The sequence below is a fragment of the Rahnella sikkimica genome (genome assembly GCF_002951615.1).
Classification (GTDB): Bacteria; Pseudomonadota; Gammaproteobacteria; order Enterobacterales; family Enterobacteriaceae; genus Rahnella; species Rahnella sikkimica.
This window is the reverse complement of sequence record NZ_CP019062.1, coordinates 1,148,780-1,165,655: the sequence shown is the minus strand read 5'-3', so window position 1 is coordinate 1,165,655 and position 16,876 is coordinate 1,148,780. Positions and strand designations below refer to the sequence as shown.

Sequence of the window (16,876 nt, the reverse complement as noted above, 5' to 3'; positions counted from 1 at the left end):
ATAACATCCACTTTTTAAGGAAAAAACATTAAGTGAATATGTTACTTAAAAAATTAAGTTATCAAGATTAAATTAAAAGTGAAACGGACATTCACCGGAATGCCCGTTTCAAAACAGTTTTTCTTTATCGTGTAAATCGCGTCATGACGTAATAGCTGTCTGCTCCCGCCTAGTCCCTTCCAGCCCAACCTTAAGCGCTTCTTTCGACATCAGCACACAATACGTCGGTGTACCGCGTTCAAAACGCCAGCCTTCGGAGAGCGCACCGGCGTCGACGGCGTCGAAACCAAAGGCATCGTATAAAACGGCCACGCGCTTTTTCGTTTCGGCGTTGTCACCGGCCAGCGGGAGCGCGCGGCGGTGCGGGTCGCTGGCGGGTAAACCTTCGTTTTCAAGATCGGTCATCCGAATCGAGTTGAACGCTTTGGTGATGGTCGCGCCCGGCAGGAAACCGGCGAGATATTCGCTGGTGGTTGTCGTGTGGTGATCCAGTTCCGGCACCTGCCCGTCGCGTTCCGGGTAATAATTTACTGCGTCGATAATCTGTTTCCCGCTGAGTTCGGCGGCCGGTAATTGCCCGATGGCGGTCAGCGGGACGGCGATCACCACGATGTCACCGAAAATTGCCGCTTCCGTGGCAGTACCGATTTCACAACCGATCATGGGTTTCAGGCTGAACAGTGTCTGCGGCCCGCGTGAGTTACTCAGCATCACCTGATGCCCCGCGCTGAGTGCCAGTTTGGCGACGGCGCGCCCGACAAATCCCGCGCCAATAATGCCGATTTTCATGATTTCACCTTTCATTTCGTTGCAGAAAGATAAAGAATAATTCGATACTCGTCGTTGATAAACCGTCGATATCGACACAAACAAACAACAAAAAGGCGTGAATCATGGACCGGTTAACCAGCATGAATGTGTTCGTCAGGACGTCCGAACTGGGCTCTTTCGCCGCCGCATCGGAAGCATTGCGGATTTCGCCGCAGATGGTGGCGAAGCACATTGCCCGGCTCGAAGCGCGGCTGGGCACGGTGCTGATTAACCGGACCACGCGCCGCCAGCATCTGACCGATATTGGCCGCAGTTATTATGAACGCTGCAAAGTGGTGCTGGTCGAGGCGGAAGCCGCCGATGCGATTGCGCTGGAAATGAAAACCACGCCGTCCGGCGTTATCCGCGTGAATGCGCCGGTCACGTTCGGGTCTTCGACGCTCGCGCCCTTTATTACGCAATATCTGGATAATTTCCCGGAAACGCAGGTCGAGCTGACGCTGACAGACCGCCTGGTTGATCCGGTTGAGGAAGGTTATGAGGTAATTTTGCGGATTGGCGAACTCACCGACGGCCCGATGATTGCCAGCCCGCTTCGGCCTTACCGGCTGATTGCCTGCGCTTCGCCGGGCTATCTGGCGCAAAACGGTGTTCCGGATACGCCTGCCAGTCTGGCGCAACATTCGTGTCTGGTTTACGGCATCTGGTCGCCGCAGGATCCGTGTCGCTGGATATTCAGCAAAGACGGGAAAACCCATGAAGTCCGGCCCGCCGGGCGATTGCGCGCCAATGACTGGCGGGCATTACTGCATGCGGCGGTGAAAGGGTACGGCGTCACGCTGGGGCCGGAAGATGTGTTGAAAGAGGAGATTACCGCAGGACGGCTGGTGCAGATTTTGCCGGATTACACCGGCCCTTCCCGGCCGATGCATGTTCTGACACCGGCCGGGTTGCGGCAAACCGTGAAAATCCGCTGCTTTATTAATGCAATTAAAGAGGCGTTTGGCTGAGCCTCGCCTTCACCATTTTACGCGTCCACCGCGACAAAAGCCGGAGGCTGGAACGCCGTCACATCCGGCAGTGGCGCATCCCAGCGTTCAATCTCAATCCAGCAACTTTGCGCAGTACAACCCTGACCGAGGCGTGAACTCCCGCGATCTTCCGTCAGGACATTCGGATTGCCGTGTTTATCGATTGAATCCGGCTGCGTCGGATCCTGCGGGTCATACCAGGCCCCCGTGGACATTTGCACCACGCCGGGACGTAAATCTTCCGTGATATGCACGCCCGCTAAAATCGCCCCGCGGTCGTTAAAGACGCGCACGATGCTGCCTTCGGTAATCCCGCGCGCAGCGGCATCTTGCGGATGAAGCCACAACGGTTCGCGATCCTGCACTTTGGTACTGCGGCTGACGGCACCGTGATCGTACTGGCTGTGCAGTCTCGTGCGTGGCTGGCTGGAAAGCAGATGCAGCGGCCAGCGTGTGCTGAATGCCTGCTGTTCCTGTACATCCTGTTCAAACCAGAACGGGAAACCGGGGCATTCCTCGTAATCAAAATCTGCGACGGTCTGCGAAAACAGTTCGATTTTGCCTGATGGCGTGGCGAGTGGCGCACCTTGCGGATCCTCGCGGAAGGCTTTCAGGAAGATCTGCGGCGTGTCAGGGCGCGCATATTCCATTTTCCCCTGCTGCCAGAAATCTTCAAATCCGGCAGTTCGATGCCGTCGGCTTCGGCGCGCGGACGCGAGATTTCATAGATATGGCGCAGCCATTGAGCCGGGTCACGCCCTTCGCTGAACTCTTCGCCAAAGCCCATTTTTACGGCCAGTTCGGCGAAAATCGCATAGTCACTTTTCGCTTCTGCAAACGGCGGAATATGCTGTCGCATGGCAATCATAAAGCCGTCATTGCTGGCGCTGCCGATGTCTTCACGTTCAAGCGATGTCGTCACCGGCAACACGATATCGGCGAATTTCGCCTGCGCCGTCCAGAACTGTTCGTGAACCACGACGGTGTCCGGTCTGCGCCAGGCGTTGATCAGCCGGTTGATGTCCTGATGATGGTGAAACGCGTTGCCGCCCGCCCAGTACACCACGCGGATATCGGGATACCGGCAATTTTTGCCGTCAAACTGATATTCCGCGCCCGGATTGAGCAGCATGTCGGAAAGCCGTGCGACCGGAATATGTTCGCTCACTGCATTTTTGCCCATCGGCAAACGCGGGCCGGAGAAGGTGCGGCGGTCGGAACCGGCGAGATTGGTCGAGGCATAGGCAAAACCCAGGCCGCCGCCCGGCGTACCGATTTGCCCGAGCAGTGACGCCAGCGCCACCGTCGCCCAGAAGGTCTGTTCGCCCTGTCTTGCCCGCTGCAATGACCACGCAATATTGATCATCGTGCGTTTTTCCGACATCTCCCGCGCCAGCACCCGGATGCTTTCCGCGCTCATTCCGGTCAGGGATTCTGCCCATTCCGGCGTTTTGGCTTTGCCGTCTTTCGCGCCAGTCAGGTAGTCGCGCCAGGTGTCGAAGCCGACCGTATGGCTGGCAACAAAACCGGCGTTATAGCGGGATTCGTCAATCAGGACGTAGCTCAGCGCCAGCAGCAGCGCGGTATCGCTGCCCGGTTTGAGGGAGATCCACTGCGCGGATTTCACCGAAGACAGATCGTTTTTCACCGGGCTGACGTTGATAAAGCGCGTGCCCGTTTGCTCCATGGTCTGGAGCCAGTATTTCAGGGAGTGATCGTTCGCGCCGCCGCCGTTTACCTGCGCATTGCGCCACGGCAGGCCGCCAAAGGCGACAAACAGTTCACAGTTTCCGGCCAGAACTGACCAGTGCGTGTGCTGTTTTTGCAGGACATCCAGATCGCCGATGATGTGCGGTAACAGGCGCTCGGCGGCAGCCAGGCTGTACGTGTTGGTGCTGCCGGTGTAGCCGCCAAACTGGTTGAAAAACCGGTGCATCTGGCTTTGTGCGTGATGGAAACGCCCGGCGCTGGACCAGCCGTAGGAACCGGCATAGAACGCGGAATTGCCGTGTTTGGTTTTGACCCGCTGAAGTTCGCCTGCGATCAGCGATAACGCGGTGTCCCAGCTGACTTCGACAAACGGCTCTTTGCCGCGCCCTTCGCGTGAGGCCGCGCCGTGCTGTAAATAGCCCAGACGCACCGCAGGGCGGCGGATCCGGCTGTCACCGTCAACGCCACCGACCAGCGACTGGCCGATTTCAGACGGGTTGCGATCCCATTCCACCGGTTTAACAGATTTCAAAACACCGTCATCCGTGGTGACGCGGTACGTCCCCCAGTGCATAACGGCCAGATCGTGATTGTTTTTCATTATTGGCAGGCTTTTATTATTGGCAAAAATTGGCAGGTATAAATGCACATTAACATGCCGGTAACGTGTTCGCTACGCGATCGGTGTTATTCCCACTTTTATCATGTAGTTATCTGTTATTCACATTAGACAATATGTTGCCTATTTTTTAGGATTACGCCCCTTTGGGATATTTTCCGACCGCTTCGGGCGGCCTATGCAGCAGGGTATTTACACCGTTTCAGCACATAAAATTAGGATAATAAAATGTCAACTTCCTGGAATCGTCGCGATTTTCTCAAATTCTCTCTGGCCGCCGGAGCCGCCTCAGGCATGAGTCTGACGCTGCCCGCGCAGGCTGCCGACAACACGCCGAAAAAAGGCGGACACCTCAAGCTTGGCATTGACGGCGCGGCCACCACCGATCTGCTGGATCCGGCCACCTGGATCAGTTCTTACATGATGGTCGTTGGCTGCGCGTGGGGCGACACGTTAGTGCGCACCGATCCGGCCAGCGGCAAAGCCATTCCCGGTCTGGCAGAAAGCTGGGAAGGCAGCGAAAAATCAACGCGCTGGGTGTTTACCCTGCGTAAAGGCGTGCTGTTCCATAACGGACAACCGCTGACCGCTGACGATGTGGTGAAAACCATTCTCCGCCATCGTGATCCGAAATCCCGTTCCGGCGTGGTGGCGTACCTGTCGTCCATTCAGTCGGCAACGGCGGAAGGCGATAAAATCACCCTGACACTCAATGAAAGTAACGTTGATTTTCCTCTGGTGCTTTCCTTGTGGAACCTGCAAATCCAACCGGGCGGCGGCGTAGAAAATCCCAATGCGGGCATCGGCACGGGTCCTTACCGCATTGTGAAATTCGACGCGGGCGTCTACACCCAGCTGGAGAAAAACCCGCACGACTGGGACAGCGGGCGCGGCCACGTTGCCAGCGCAGAAGTGATTGCGATTAACGACGCATCCTCCCGTGTGGCGGCGCTCTCCACCGGTAAAGTACATTTCATCAGCGGCCTGAGCCCGAAGATTGTGGCATTACTCAAAAATGGCCCGGTGACGGTGTACAACACGCCGGGTCGCGGACATTACACGTTGCCGATGATGGTTGATAAACCCCCCTTCGATAATAACGATCTGCGCCTTGCGCTGAAATACGCCATCGATCGCCAGCAGATCCTCGACCGTGTGTTGGGCGGCTATGGTTCGCTGGGCAATGATTTCCCGGTAAACCCGGCCTACCCGCTGTTCCCGGCCGATATCCCGCAGCGTCAGTATGATGCGGAGAAGGCGGCGTTCCACTTTAAGAAATCAGGTTATACCGGGCCGATAGTGCTCGACGTGGCGGAAGGCGCATTTCCCGGTGCGGTTGATGCTGCCACGCTCTTCCAGCTCAGTGCGCAACAAGCCGGTATCAAAATTGATATCCGCCGCCAGCCTGACGACGGCTACTGGAATAATGTCTGGCGTAATAAACCGTTCTGCGTGTCCTCATGGGGAACGCGTTTAACACAGGATCTTATTTACTCCCTCGAACTGGGCCCGACGTCCGCCAGCAACGAAACGAACTTCGCTAACCCGCAGTTTGCCAGCCTGCTGAAACTGGCGCGCGCCGAAGAAGATGAGGCCAAACGTCGCGCGCTTTACCACGATATCGCGCTGATTGTGCGTGACGAAGGCGGCACGCTGTTGCCGGTATTCAATAACTATCTGAACGCCAGCAGCAAAAAACTTCAGGGCTATACCGAGGATGTCGGCAACGATTTATCAAACGGTCAGGTGATTTCACGCGTCTGGCTGAACAGCTGATGAAAAGAGCTCTGGCTAACGGGGTGAGATTTGCCGCACCCCGTCATCCGCTGGCACGTGCATTAGGACACCGCCTGTTGCTGGCGGTGATTTTGCTGTGGGGCGTTTCGCTGCTGATTTTTATTGCCGTGAACACGCTGCCCGGCGATTTTGCGGCCACTTCATTGGGCAGAACCGCTACGCCGGAAGCGGTGGCCAGCATCCGGCAAAGTCTCGGGCTGGATAAACCGCTGGTGACGCGCTACTGGCACTGGGTGGCGCAAATTTTCCACGGTGACTTCGGGCTGTCGTGGGCCAGTCAGCAGCCGGTCAGCGCGCAACTCGGTCACCGGTTGCTGAATTCGTTATGGCTGGCGGGCGCTTCCGCGCTGCTGGCCGTGCCCGTGGCGCTGCTCGGCGGGTTGTTTGCTGTTCGCTATCTGCACCGTCTGCCAGACCGGATTATCACGCTGATTTCACTGATTATTCTTTCCCTGCCTGAATTTTTCATCGGTTATCTGCTGATTCAGATCCTGGTATTGCACGTCGGTGTGTCCACCTTTCCTTCAACAATCTATGACGGGATGAGCCTGCCCGACCGGCTTTCCGCCATGCTGTTACCGGTGCTGACGCTGGCGATTGCCGTGCTGGCGAACATGCTTCGTTCCGCGCGCAGTGCGCTGATGTCTGTGACCCACACGCCGTGGATGGAAACTGCCCGGCTGAAAGGCCTGCCGCCGCTGCGTATTCTGTGGAAGCACGCCGCGCCGAACGCCATTTCACCCGTGCTGACCGTGATCGCCATGAATCTGGCCGGGCTGATTGTCGGTGCCATGATCATTGAAGTGATTTTTGTTTATCCCGGCGTAGGTCAGTACATGGTGGATGCGGTGACGGTGCGCGATATTCCTGTCGTTGAAGCCTGCGGTCTGGTCTTTGCGGCGGTCTATATCCTGCTTAATTTGCTGGTGGATATGCTGGCGATGGTGGCGAATCCCCGCCTGAGATTTCCAAAATGAAAACGTTGTTCTCTTCTTTCAGCGCTATCGCTGGCGGCGTTTTGCTGGTGATATTTATCTTCGCCGCCCTGGCCGCGCCGTGGCTTGCGCCCTTTGATGCCGGGCAGATTGCCGGTGACATCTGGCAGCCCGTGAGCGCCGCACACTGGCTCGGCACCGATAATCTCGGGCGGGATCTATTCTCCCGTCTGCTTTACGGCGCGCGCCTTACGCTGTTTTTTGCCTTTGTGATTTCCGCGTTAGCGACATTGCTCGGCACGCTGCTCAGTTTTCTGGCGGTCAGCGTTGGCGGCGGATTTGAAATGCTGCTGTCACGGCTCAACGATCTCTTTATGTCATTGCCTTCACTGATCATTGCGCTGGTCGCGCTGGCGGTGTTGCCACAAACCAACGCCACGCTGGTGGGCGTGCTGGTCGCCATCGGCGCAACCCGCGTTTACCGGCTCGGTTACAGCCTCGCGTCGCATATTGCCGCCACGGACTATATGGAAGCGGCGAAACTGGCGGGCGAAACTCACTGGTACCGCATTACGCGGGAAATGCTGCCAAACGCCCGCTTCCCGCTGCTGGCCGAATGGGGGATGCAGTTCAGCGCCAGTATTTTGTTCATCTCTACGCTGTCTTTTATCGGGCTGGGTATTCAGCCACCCGCTGCCGACTGGGGGGCAATCGTCCGTGAAAATAAAGACGGCATTCTGTTTGGCGTCAGTGCAGCCTTTTATCCGGCAGTGGCAATTTCCCTGCTGGTGATTGCTATCAACCTGCTGGTCGATGCGCTGAGCAGAAAACTGCAACAACAGGAGATTCTGTAATGTCAGACGCCATTTTGCAGGTACATGATCTCTGCGTGGGCTACCGGGAAACGGTACTGGTGGATAAGGTTTCTTTCACATTGCGCCAGGGTGAAGTGCTCGGGCTGATCGGAGAATCGGGTGCCGGGAAATCCACGCTCGGGCTGGCGGTGATGGGGCATTATCGTGGCGCGTTGCGTCCGCTCAGCGGCACGGTTACGTTTCTCGGTAAGACTTACCCCCCGCAAGATGCCCCGCGTTTAGCCTTGCATCAGGGCAAACGGATTTGCTATGTGGCGCAGTCGGCCAGCGCCGGGTTTAATCCGGCGTTAACCCTCGGCGCACAGGTGACCGAAGCCGCCTGTTATCACCGCGTCATCAGCAAAAAGGCGGCGCAGGAACGGATGTTGCAGCTGTTTGGCTTGCTCGGTTTGCCCGACCCTGTGCAGTTCGCCCGGCGATATCCGCACCAGGTTTCCGGCGGGCAGTTGCAGCGCGCAATGACCGCCATGGCGCTGTGTTCATCGCCGGACGTGATTGTCTTCGATGAACCGACCACCGCTCTGGATGTCACGACCCAGCTCGACGTGCTGGCCGCCATCCGCCACGCCGTAAAGCAAACGCACACCGCCGCGTTGTATATCTCGCATGATATTGCCGTGGTTTCCCAGATTGCCGACAGCCTGCTGGTGCTGCGACACGGCAAGCCGGTGGAAAGTGGCCCCACGGCGGAGATTTTACGCGCGCCTGCGCAGGCTTATACGCAGGCGCTGCTCGGCACCCGTCATCCCGCGTCGCTGGAAACGCCGGGACAAACTCTGCCGGTGCTGGAACTGCGCAATCTCACCGTAGGTTACGGCAACGGCGAACCGGTGATTTCCCGGCTTTCGCTCTCACTGCCACGCGGACAAACTTTTGCGTTAGTCGGCGAATCCGGCTCGGGGAAATCCACCCTCGCCCGCACGCTGGCCGGTTTGCAAAAACCTGCATCCGGCGAGCTGTCGCTTGAAGGCGTAACGCTGTCATTTGACTGTCAGCGCCGTACATCCGCGCAGCGTCAGCGGATCCAGTACATCTATCAGAACCCGGATACCGCGCTGAATCCGCGCCATCGCGTTCGCGAACTGGTAGGCCGCAATGTTGCGCGCTTCAGCGGTTTACGCGGCGCGGCGTTCAGCGAGCAAATCAGCCAGTTACTCGAACAGGTCGAGCTTTCCCGCGATCTGATTGATCGTTTTCCATCTCAGCTTTCCGGCGGCCAGAAACAGCGGGTGGCGATTGCCAGGGCGCTGGCGGCTGAACCGGACATTCTCATTTGTGACGAACCCACTTCGGCGCTGGATCCTCTGGTCGCGCAAGGCGTGCTGACGCTGTTCCGTAAGCTACAGCACGCCACCGGCCTGACGCTGCTTTTCATTACCCATGACATCGCGACCGTGCGCAGCATCGCGCATTCCGTCGCGGTGATGCACCGTGGAAAACTGGTGCGTCAGGGGCTGCGGGAAACCGTGCTGGCTCCGCCTTACGATGATTACACCGCGCGCCTGCTACAGGCTGAACCGACGCTCGAACCCGGCTGGCTGGATAACGTGTTAACGCAGCAGTCACCCGCTCAGACTTTTTTATTACAGGAAATGCCGACATGACACAGACAGACATCGCACAACGCGCCCGCACACTTTTTGCCGGTTCGCTGGTGTGGGACGGACACTCCGGTTTTATGCCCGATCCGGCAGCGGACCTGAATAATTTACAGCTCTGGCGCGATGCCGGGGTGCATTATCTGTCAGTGGATGTCGGGTTTGATGTCCTGCCGTGGGAACAAACAGTGCGAAATCTGGCGGCGTTCCGCCACTGGATCCTCGACCACGCCGAGGATTATCAGCTTGTCAGCAAACCTGAAGATATTCTCACCGCCCGCGCCGCCGGTAAGCTGGCGATAACCTTTGATATCGAAGGCATGAATGCGCTGGATGGCCGGGTGGAAATGGTCGAGTTTTATCATCACCTCGGCGTGCGGCAGATGCTGTTTGCCTATAACCGCAATAATCTGGCCGGTGGCGGTTGTCATGATGAAAACACGGGTTTAACCACGTTTGGCAAGGAAGTCATCGACGAAATGAACCGCGTGGGGATGTTTGTTGACGTCTCACATTGCAGCGTTCAGACCAGCCTCGAGGCTATAGACTATTCCCGCAAACCGGTGATTTTTTCCCACTCAAACCCAAAAGCCGTTCACGCACACGGACGCAATATCAGCGATGAACAAATTCGCGCCTGCGTGAAATCCGGTGGTCTGATCGGCGTCAACGGCATCGGGAAATTCCTGGGTGAAGATAAGCCTGATGCCGCCCTGTTTGCCCGCCACGTCGATTACCTGATTGACGTCGCCGGGCCACGTCACGTCGCCCTCGCGCTTGACTACGCCTTCCCGGTCGGCAACGCCAGCACCGAAGAAATCCTCGCTGCGCATCCGGAATACTGGCCTGCCGAAGCGTATTCAGGCGTCAGTGATTACGTTGCGCCTTCTGCGCTCGAAGAAGTCGTCGTGCATTTACTGCAATCCGGCCACAGCGACAAAGTGATCAAAGATATTCTGGGGGGGAATTTTTACCGACTGGCGGTGGAAGTCTGGGGCGGAGAGTAGATCAGGTCAGGATTGTGGGTTGCCAATCAAAATCAAAACCTTGGGTTGCCACCCAAACTGGCCTAAAGAGGCGCCTATCGCCGCGCCTCTTTAGAATCTCCGGCTCTTTCACTGCGCGCTACCGCTTGTAAATTATGTTCCAGCAACTCCGGCGAGTGCCGCAAAATCCCGCCGCTGCGCGGTGCCTTCCAGTCGGATTACAAACCGCGCGAAAAAATACGCGGTTTTCCACCTCTCCTTCCAGCGTGATTTTTGAAAGCGGCCACTGGCTATGTAATTCGAAAGATGGATGCTGGCTGGTTTTGATTTGCTCCTTCACCTCTCACGAGGGGAAGGCCGGGATGGGGTGTGGGTTTTAGCGACTCAGTGGCTTGCTAAACCCCCTCCCGGCCTCCCCCTTCGCAGGGGGAGGAGCAAACCAGACTGTTGTTTTCTTTTGAAAAAATGTTATCTGGCGCGCTCAGAAAGCTTGCTGAATGAGCGTTTCGAGACCTAAGGCTCGAAGACCGAAATGAAGGTACCGCGTAGCGGCAAGTTTTCGCGCCACGCGCCGGTGCGGCAGAACATGTCCATCGACCCAGCGATAGCGCGTGTTGAAAAAGACGTGGAGATTCCAAAGAGGCCCCGTCCTGGGCCTCTTTGGTCGGTTTCGGCGTCAGCCGCTGAGCGAGCACTGCAATTGAGAAACCGAAATTTTCTCGCTCAGTCCAGTCCCACGCTTATGCGCATAAAGCGCAATATTTAGCCTTTCGCAAAAGCCGTCGCCTTCCTCCCCGCGAGGGTCCCAAAGATGATGATATCGGCCACGGCGTTGCCGCCAATCCGGTTTGCGCCGTGGATACCGCCCACGACCTCACCGGCAGCCCAGGCACCGGGGATGATTTGTTTTTGGGCGTCCAGAACCGCAGTATCCGGGTTGATGGTAACGCCGCCCATCGTGTGGTGGACGCCCGGTGCGATGCGGATCGCAAAGAACGGCCCCTGATTGAGCGGGTGACGCAGCGCGGTAGTACGTCCAAAGTCCTCGTCATTTTTCGCCACGACGAACAGGTTGTAGCGTTCCAGCGTTTCGGCCAGCACTTCCGGATCCATGTTCAGTTTGACTGCCAGTTTCTGCGGCGTTGGTGCGCTCAGCACAAACCCTTTGGCGATGTATTCATCCGCGGCTTTGTTACTGGCCCGCACCTGCTCATCGAAGATAATCCACGCGCTTTTCTCCGGCAGCGCAATAATTTCTGCGGAGACTTTGTCGCGGGTTTCCATTTCGTTGTAGAAACGCTTACCGGCCTGGCTGACCAGAATCGCCCCGCCGCCGCGAATGGCTTCGGAAATCAGATAGGACGTGGATTGTTCGACCGTCGGGTGGATCTGGATCTCGCCCATGTCCACGGTGTCTGCGCCGAGTTTCTGCAACATGGCGATGCCGCTGCCGGTCGCGCCTGCGTGGTTGGTCGTGACGAAACCGTCGAGATCCGGGCGATAGCCCACCACCATCTCACGGTTGGCGCTGAAACCGCCGGTGGCAACAATGACGCTTTTCGCATTCAGAATGCGGCTGTCGTTGTATTCATCCACCACTTTCACGCCGGACACCGCACCGTTTTCATACAGGATTTCTGCAACGGAGGTTTCCAGCAGAACTTCGATTTCGCGTTTGTTAATGTTCTTCACCAGACCGCTGATGAGGAATCCGCCCACCGCAGACCGGTCTGCCGGTCGGTGCGTGCGGTCGATACTCATCCCGCCGGTGATCGTGATGTCGTTAAGTTCGATCTCTTTCGCCGCCAGCCATTCGATGGCTTCCGGGGCCAGTTCAACGAATTCACGCAGCAGCACAGGATTGTTTTTAAACTTCCCGCCTTTCAGCGTTTCGTCATAGAACAGTTCTTTGCTGTCTTCGATGCCTTTGAGTTTCTGGAAACGGGTGTCTGCCGCGTTCATCCCGACGGAGGCTTTGATGGTGTTGCCGCCGATGGTCGGCATTTTCTCGATGATCACAACATGCGCGCCGTCATCGTGCGCCTGAATCGCCGCCGCCAGCCCTGCGCCGCCGCTGCCGATAACCACAACGTCAAAGTTTTGCGGTGCCTGCGGGTTACCCCCTGTATCGATAACGTGTTCTTTGCTCGAGGTCGTCATGGCGCGAGAAACGGCTTTTTTCAGCGCCTCACTCTGCGTCGTTGCGCCGGTAATCGCATCCACGTGCGGGCTGTTGGCGACCAGCATACGCGTGCGCAGGCTTTCGAAGGTGGTGGTGAAATCGACGTCCAGCGAGTCGTCTTTGACCAGCTGAATATCGGTAATACGGTCGGTGTCGAGCACCACGTTGATTTTCAGTTTCAGCGCTTCGGCTTCGACTTTCTCCTGATACACCCCGGCCTTGTATTTACGGCCTGTGACGCTGGTGTCGCGGATCATGGCGTCGACCAGCGAGAAGCGCCACAGCGGTTCCGGGATGTTCAGCTCTTCGCGTTTATGGCTGTCGATGAACAGCTCAAGGTGATCGTTGTTGATAATGCGGTCGGCCCAGTCCGGATACGCGATGCAGGCTTTGCCCACCGCCACCAGATCAAAGCCGTGTTCCAGCGCGCTCTCGGCGTCGGATTTATTGACCACGCCGCCGACGCCAATCACCGGCACTTTGGCCAGTGTCTCAGAGCGCATCGCGCGGAATTTCGTGATCAGCGGCGTCGGGTCCTGGGTATCGACAATAGAAGAACGCAGCAACTGGCCGACGGAGAAATGCACGTAATCCAGTCCGCGCGCGGCGAGTTTTTCCAGCAGGTACATCGTGTCGTCAAAACGGATGCCAGGCACTTCCAGCTCTTCCGGCGAGAAACGGTAGCCAATAATAAAGGAAGCGTCGGCGAAGCGTTTCGCCATTTTATGGGTGATTTCCAGCACTTCCAGCGGGAACAGTGCGCGTTTGTCGCGGTCGCCGCCCCATTTGTCGGTACGCTGGTTAGAGTTCGGAGAATAGAACTGCTGAATCAGATAGGTGTTCGCACCGTGGATTTCCACGCCGTCGAACCCGGCTTTAATGGCACGGTTCACGGCATCACCAAATTTGGTGATCATGGTTTCCACTTCTTCGCCGGTCAGTTCTTTCGGTTTGGTGGCACCTTCACGCGGCGCGGCGATAGCACTCGGCGCAACCGGCGTGCGGCCACCGATCAGTTCGGGTTCCACCATGCGGCCGCCGTGATAAATCTGCAAAATCGCTTTCGACCCTTTGGATTTGATGGCATCCGCAATTTTTTTCAGGCCGGGAATTTTGTTGTCGCTGTCGATGGCAATCGCGCCGGGAAACGCCGGGCCTAAACGATCAATGAAGCAACACTCAACGATGACGGTTCCGATGCTACCGGCGCGGTCGCGGTAGTATTCCACCAGTTCGCTGGTCACCGTGCCGTCGTAAAAGCCCGTACAGGTGGTCATCGGCGCCATCAGCAGGCGGTTTTTCAGCACTGCGCCGTTGGGCAGCGTCAGTGGCTTAAGGACCGGGGTGAGCTTATTCATTAGGGTCAACTCCAAAAATTAAAAGTCTTGAATTTTCCGTGGCCGCATTACTTACCGTGAAATTAAGCAATCCGATGCAGGTGATGAATTTAAAAAACGGTCTGATTTTTCTGTTTACTTTTCTGTTTGTGTAAATAAAAAAATGGGCGATGTGGGTCGTTATAACGTTCGAGGGAACAGGAGTTGTTTATTTACCCGACATTAAACCAAATACCATCTTCAATTGTTATCGAGTGATTGACAAAAATCAACTTTTGATTAACATAAAAAATCCCGCCTGATAAATCAGCAGGTTGAGTTCGAAAACTGGCGTTTGTGAGATTTTACTCTACATTCTCAATTGAAGGCTTTTCTGTAAAAGAATAACCACACTTTTATCAATGGTATTTTATTTAAATAATAATGACTTCATGGGGTCATGCAGGATTCAGATAATATTTAGTTTTTAATCATCTCTTTCTCAAACCATCATCTTTTTGTAATACGTGACGAGCTTCCGGTAAAGAAAAACGCATGGATTTAAGATGTCAAAGTGAAATAGCAAAATGAATTTTCAAAAGACGAAATCACGCATGGACAACCAGGGCGTAACGCTCACTTTCAATCACGGGCAAACCAAACTATGAAACCCACAACGACTTTGAATGATCCCAACAAGGCCGCTCCTGCCTCTGCGGGGCTAAAAAAACGTCTGATCATGCTGTTCCTGCCAGTTCTGGTGGCGGTGCTGTTGCTGCTGACGCCTGTTCCTGCCGGGTTACAGCCCTATGCCTGGCATTTCTTCGCCGTCTTCGTCGGCGTGATTGTCGGCCTGATTTTCGAACCGTTACCCGGTGCGGTGATCGGCCTGACGGGCGTGGTGGTCATCGCGCTGTTTAGCCAGTGGCTGTTGTTCAGCCCGGCAGAACTGGCGGATCCGAAGTTTAGAATGCCGACCGAAGCCTTTAAATGGGCGGTCAGCGGCTTTGGTAACTCGACGGTCTGGCTGATATTTGGCGCATTTATGTTTGCAGCCGGTTATGACAAAACGCAGTTTGGCCGCCGTCTGGCGCTGATTCTGGTGAAATATCTGGGTCGTCGCAGTCTGACGCTCGGTTACGCCATCACCTTCGCCGATCTGTTGCTCGCGCCCTTCACACCGTCTAACACAGCGCGCAGCGGCGGGACCATTTACCCGATCATCGCCAACCTGCCGCCGTTGTACGGTTCCAAGCCGAACGACCCGAGTGCACGTAAAATCGGTTCGTATCTTATGTGGGTAGCGATTACCGCGGCCTGTATCACCAGTTCGATGTTCCTTTCCGCACTGGCTCCCAACCTGCTGGCGCTGGCGCTGGTGAAAAGCATCATCGGTTTCAATATTTCATGGGGGATGTGGTTCCTCGCCTTCCTGCCGCTGGGCGTGATTCTGATCCTGACCATGCCGCTGCTGGCGTACTGGTTCTATCCGCCGGAAGTGAAGATTAACGATGAAGTGCCGAAATGGGCGAAAGCTGAGCTGGAGAAACTGGGCAAGCTGTCGCGTAACGAAATCCTGCTGCTGATCTTCGTGTGTTCGGCCCTGCTGATGTGGATTTTTGCCGCGGCCTGGATTGAACCGGCGCTGGCGGCCTTGCTGGTCGTGATTCTGATGCTGTGGACCGGCGTGCTGAACTGGAACGACATTATCAGCAACAAACCGGCCTGGAATACTTTCGCCTGGTTTGCCACGCTGGTCGCGCTGGCTGACGGCCTTGCGCGCGTCGGTTTCATCGCCTGGCTGGGTAAAGAAGGCGGGCAACTGCTCACCGGCATCGACCCGCAGGTGGCTGCCGTAATGCTGCTGATTGCGTTTTTCCTGCTGCACTATCTGTTCGCCAGTACCACCGCGCATACCACCGCGCTGTTACCGGCGATGCTGACTATCGCTGCCGCCATTCCGGGCATCAACATGCCGGTTTACTGCCTGATGATGGTGACGTCTCTGGGCGTAATGGGGATTATCACCCCTTACGGAACCGGCCCAAGCCCGATTTACTACGGCAGCGGTTATCTGCCGACCAAAGATTACTGGCGTCTGGGCACCATTTTCGGTGCCATCTTCCTCGCCGGTTTAATGCTGATTGGTTACCCGTGGATGGTACTGATGTTCTGATGAACGCTGCGGCGTTATAAGCGAAAGGTGCACGCGGGTGCACCTTTTTTTATGGGCGGGATCCTCGCTTTTCTGGCGAAAACTTTCCCCTATTCCTGCAAAAAATAGTGTTCCACCAGAATAGCCGCACCGTCATCAATCGCTTTGTGGACAAGCTTCACGCAGCGTTTACCGTCACCGGCTTCCAGCGCCAGCAGCAGTTGATCATAATTGTGCCTGCCCTGCGTCATCGGCGAAGACTGCGGATACAGGTAATTAAAGCACGGGCCGATCTGCACCCAAAGTTGTTCGATCAGCGCCATCAGCGTCGGCATTCCGGCCATTTCATACAACGTAAAGCGGAACTCGCGGTTGGCCTCGAGCGCCTCTTCCACTTTGTTCTCTCTTTTGGCGGCCAGGAATTTTGCGTTGAGGGTTTTCAGCAACGCGATGTGCTCTGCGGTGATGACCTCGCAGGCCTGTGACACCGCCAGCCCTTCCAGATTTTTGCGGATCAGCGTGATTTCCTGATAACGCGACAATTCAATTTTCGGCACCATAAACGCCTGCGCGGGCGTGGCATCCAGCGCACCGGCGGAAACCAGCCGCAGCAGTGCTTCGCGCACCGGCGTAACGCTGGTGCCCAGCTGGCTGGCAATCTCTTTCGTGACCAGTCGCGCGCCCGGCTTGAGTACACCGACAATCAGCGCGCCTTTCAGTTTGGCTTCAACCTGCATGGTCAGGCTGATCCGCTGCGCTTTTTCCATCTCAAACATGTGACGTTTCCTTTAGCAAAAATATGTCTTTTCTTTTGCGGTTTAAAGTCTGGCTTGCCAAAAATACATTATATAGGATATATCCTGTATTAAGGAATTGAACATTGAGTAAACGTTTTCGACAC

Annotated in this window: 10 protein-coding genes and 1 pseudogene; 7 read left to right on the top strand and 4 right to left on the bottom strand. The window is 56.1% G+C overall.

Going from position 1 to position 16,876, the window contains the following annotated elements:
- Positions 1-141: 141 nt before the first annotated feature.
- Entirely contained in the window at positions 142-789 is a 648-nt protein-coding gene (locus BV494_RS05370; protein WP_104924714.1) for an NADPH-dependent F420 reductase, read from the bottom strand.
- A gap of 104 nt (positions 790-893) precedes the next feature.
- Between BV494_RS05370 and BV494_RS05365 the strand changes: the two genes are divergently transcribed.
- A complete protein-coding gene (locus BV494_RS05365; protein WP_104921915.1) occupies positions 894-1,781 on the top strand; it encodes a LysR family transcriptional regulator in 888 nt (295 codons plus the stop codon).
- A gap of 17 nt (positions 1,782-1,798) precedes the next feature.
- Here the strand turns inward: BV494_RS05365 and BV494_RS05360 are convergent.
- A pseudogene (locus BV494_RS05360) lies at positions 1,799-4,113 on the bottom strand (molybdopterin-dependent oxidoreductase).
- A gap of 246 nt (positions 4,114-4,359) precedes the next feature.
- On the opposite strand from BV494_RS05360, the gene BV494_RS05355 reads away from it, so the two are divergent.
- From BV494_RS05355 to BV494_RS05335, 5 genes are read left to right on the top strand one after another with little or no spacing between them, the layout of a single operon-like run.
- Positions 4,360-5,907: an ABC transporter substrate-binding protein gene (locus BV494_RS05355; protein WP_104921914.1), complete on the top strand. Its 1,548-nt coding sequence runs from the start codon at positions 4,360-4,362 to the stop codon at positions 5,905-5,907.
- A complete protein-coding gene (locus BV494_RS05350; RefSeq protein ID WP_104921913.1) occupies positions 5,907-6,905 on the top strand; it encodes an ABC transporter permease in 999 nt (332 codons plus the stop codon). Before BV494_RS05355 ends, BV494_RS05350 begins: the two co-directional genes overlap by 1 nt.
- Positions 6,902-7,717, top strand: coding sequence for an ABC transporter permease (locus tag BV494_RS05345; RefSeq protein ID WP_104921912.1), 816 nt, complete (start codon positions 6,902-6,904; stop codon positions 7,715-7,717). The genes BV494_RS05350 and BV494_RS05345 overlap by 4 nt, the downstream gene beginning before the upstream one ends.
- Positions 7,717-9,342 (top strand): ABC transporter ATP-binding protein, encoded by a 1,626-nt coding sequence (locus BV494_RS05340; protein WP_104921911.1) that lies wholly within the window; start codon positions 7,717-7,719, stop codon positions 9,340-9,342. Before BV494_RS05345 ends, BV494_RS05340 begins: the two co-directional genes overlap by 1 nt.
- Positions 9,339-10,343, top strand: a complete 1,005-nt coding sequence (locus BV494_RS05335; RefSeq protein WP_104921910.1) for a dipeptidase — start codon at positions 9,339-9,341, stop codon at positions 10,341-10,343. Before BV494_RS05340 ends, BV494_RS05335 begins: the two co-directional genes overlap by 4 nt.
- 741 nt (positions 10,344-11,084) lie before the next feature.
- On the opposite strand, the gene BV494_RS05330 is transcribed toward BV494_RS05335, so the two are convergent.
- On the bottom strand, positions 11,085-13,862 hold the full coding sequence (locus tag BV494_RS05330; protein ID WP_104921909.1) for a flavocytochrome c: 2,778 nt from the start codon (positions 13,860-13,862) through the stop codon (positions 11,085-11,087).
- Between the two features lie 622 nt (positions 13,863-14,484).
- Here BV494_RS05330 and BV494_RS05325 point away from each other — a divergent pair.
- Positions 14,485-15,996, top strand: a complete 1,512-nt coding sequence (locus BV494_RS05325; protein ID WP_104921908.1) for an anion permease — start codon at positions 14,485-14,487, stop codon at positions 15,994-15,996.
- 89 nt (positions 15,997-16,085) lie between these two features.
- On the opposite strand, the gene BV494_RS05320 is transcribed toward BV494_RS05325, so the two are convergent.
- Positions 16,086-16,751: a GntR family transcriptional regulator gene (locus BV494_RS05320; protein ID WP_104921907.1), complete on the bottom strand. Its 666-nt coding sequence runs from the start codon at positions 16,749-16,751 to the stop codon at positions 16,086-16,088.
- Between the last annotated feature and the right edge of the window lie 125 nt (positions 16,752-16,876).

Excerpts from the sequence above, each read along its gene's own strand:
- BV494_RS05345 (WP_104921912.1), top strand. The coding sequence starts at position 6,902 with ATGAAAACGTTGTTCTCTTCTTTCAGCGCTATCGCTGGCGGCGTTTTG.
- BV494_RS05325 (WP_104921908.1), top strand. The coding sequence starts at position 14,485 with ATGAAACCCACAACGACTTTGAATGATCCCAACAAGGCCGCTCCTGCC.
- BV494_RS05370 (WP_104924714.1), bottom strand. The coding sequence starts at position 789 with ATGAAAATCGGCATTATTGGCGCGGGATTTGTCGGGCGCGCCGTCGCC.
- BV494_RS05340 (WP_104921911.1), top strand. The coding sequence starts at position 7,717 with ATGTCAGACGCCATTTTGCAGGTACATGATCTCTGCGTGGGCTACCGG.
- BV494_RS05335 (WP_104921910.1), top strand. The coding sequence starts at position 9,339 with ATGACACAGACAGACATCGCACAACGCGCCCGCACACTTTTTGCCGGT.
- BV494_RS05355 (WP_104921914.1), top strand. The coding sequence starts at position 4,360 with ATGTCAACTTCCTGGAATCGTCGCGATTTTCTCAAATTCTCTCTGGCC.
- BV494_RS05330 (WP_104921909.1), bottom strand. The coding sequence starts at position 13,862 with ATGAATAAGCTCACCCCGGTCCTTAAGCCACTGACGCTGCCCAACGGC.
- BV494_RS05365 (WP_104921915.1), top strand. The coding sequence starts at position 894 with ATGGACCGGTTAACCAGCATGAATGTGTTCGTCAGGACGTCCGAACTG.
- BV494_RS05350 (WP_104921913.1), top strand. The coding sequence starts at position 5,907 with ATGAAAAGAGCTCTGGCTAACGGGGTGAGATTTGCCGCACCCCGTCAT.
- BV494_RS05320 (WP_104921907.1), bottom strand. The coding sequence starts at position 16,751 with ATGTTTGAGATGGAAAAAGCGCAGCGGATCAGCCTGACCATGCAGGTT.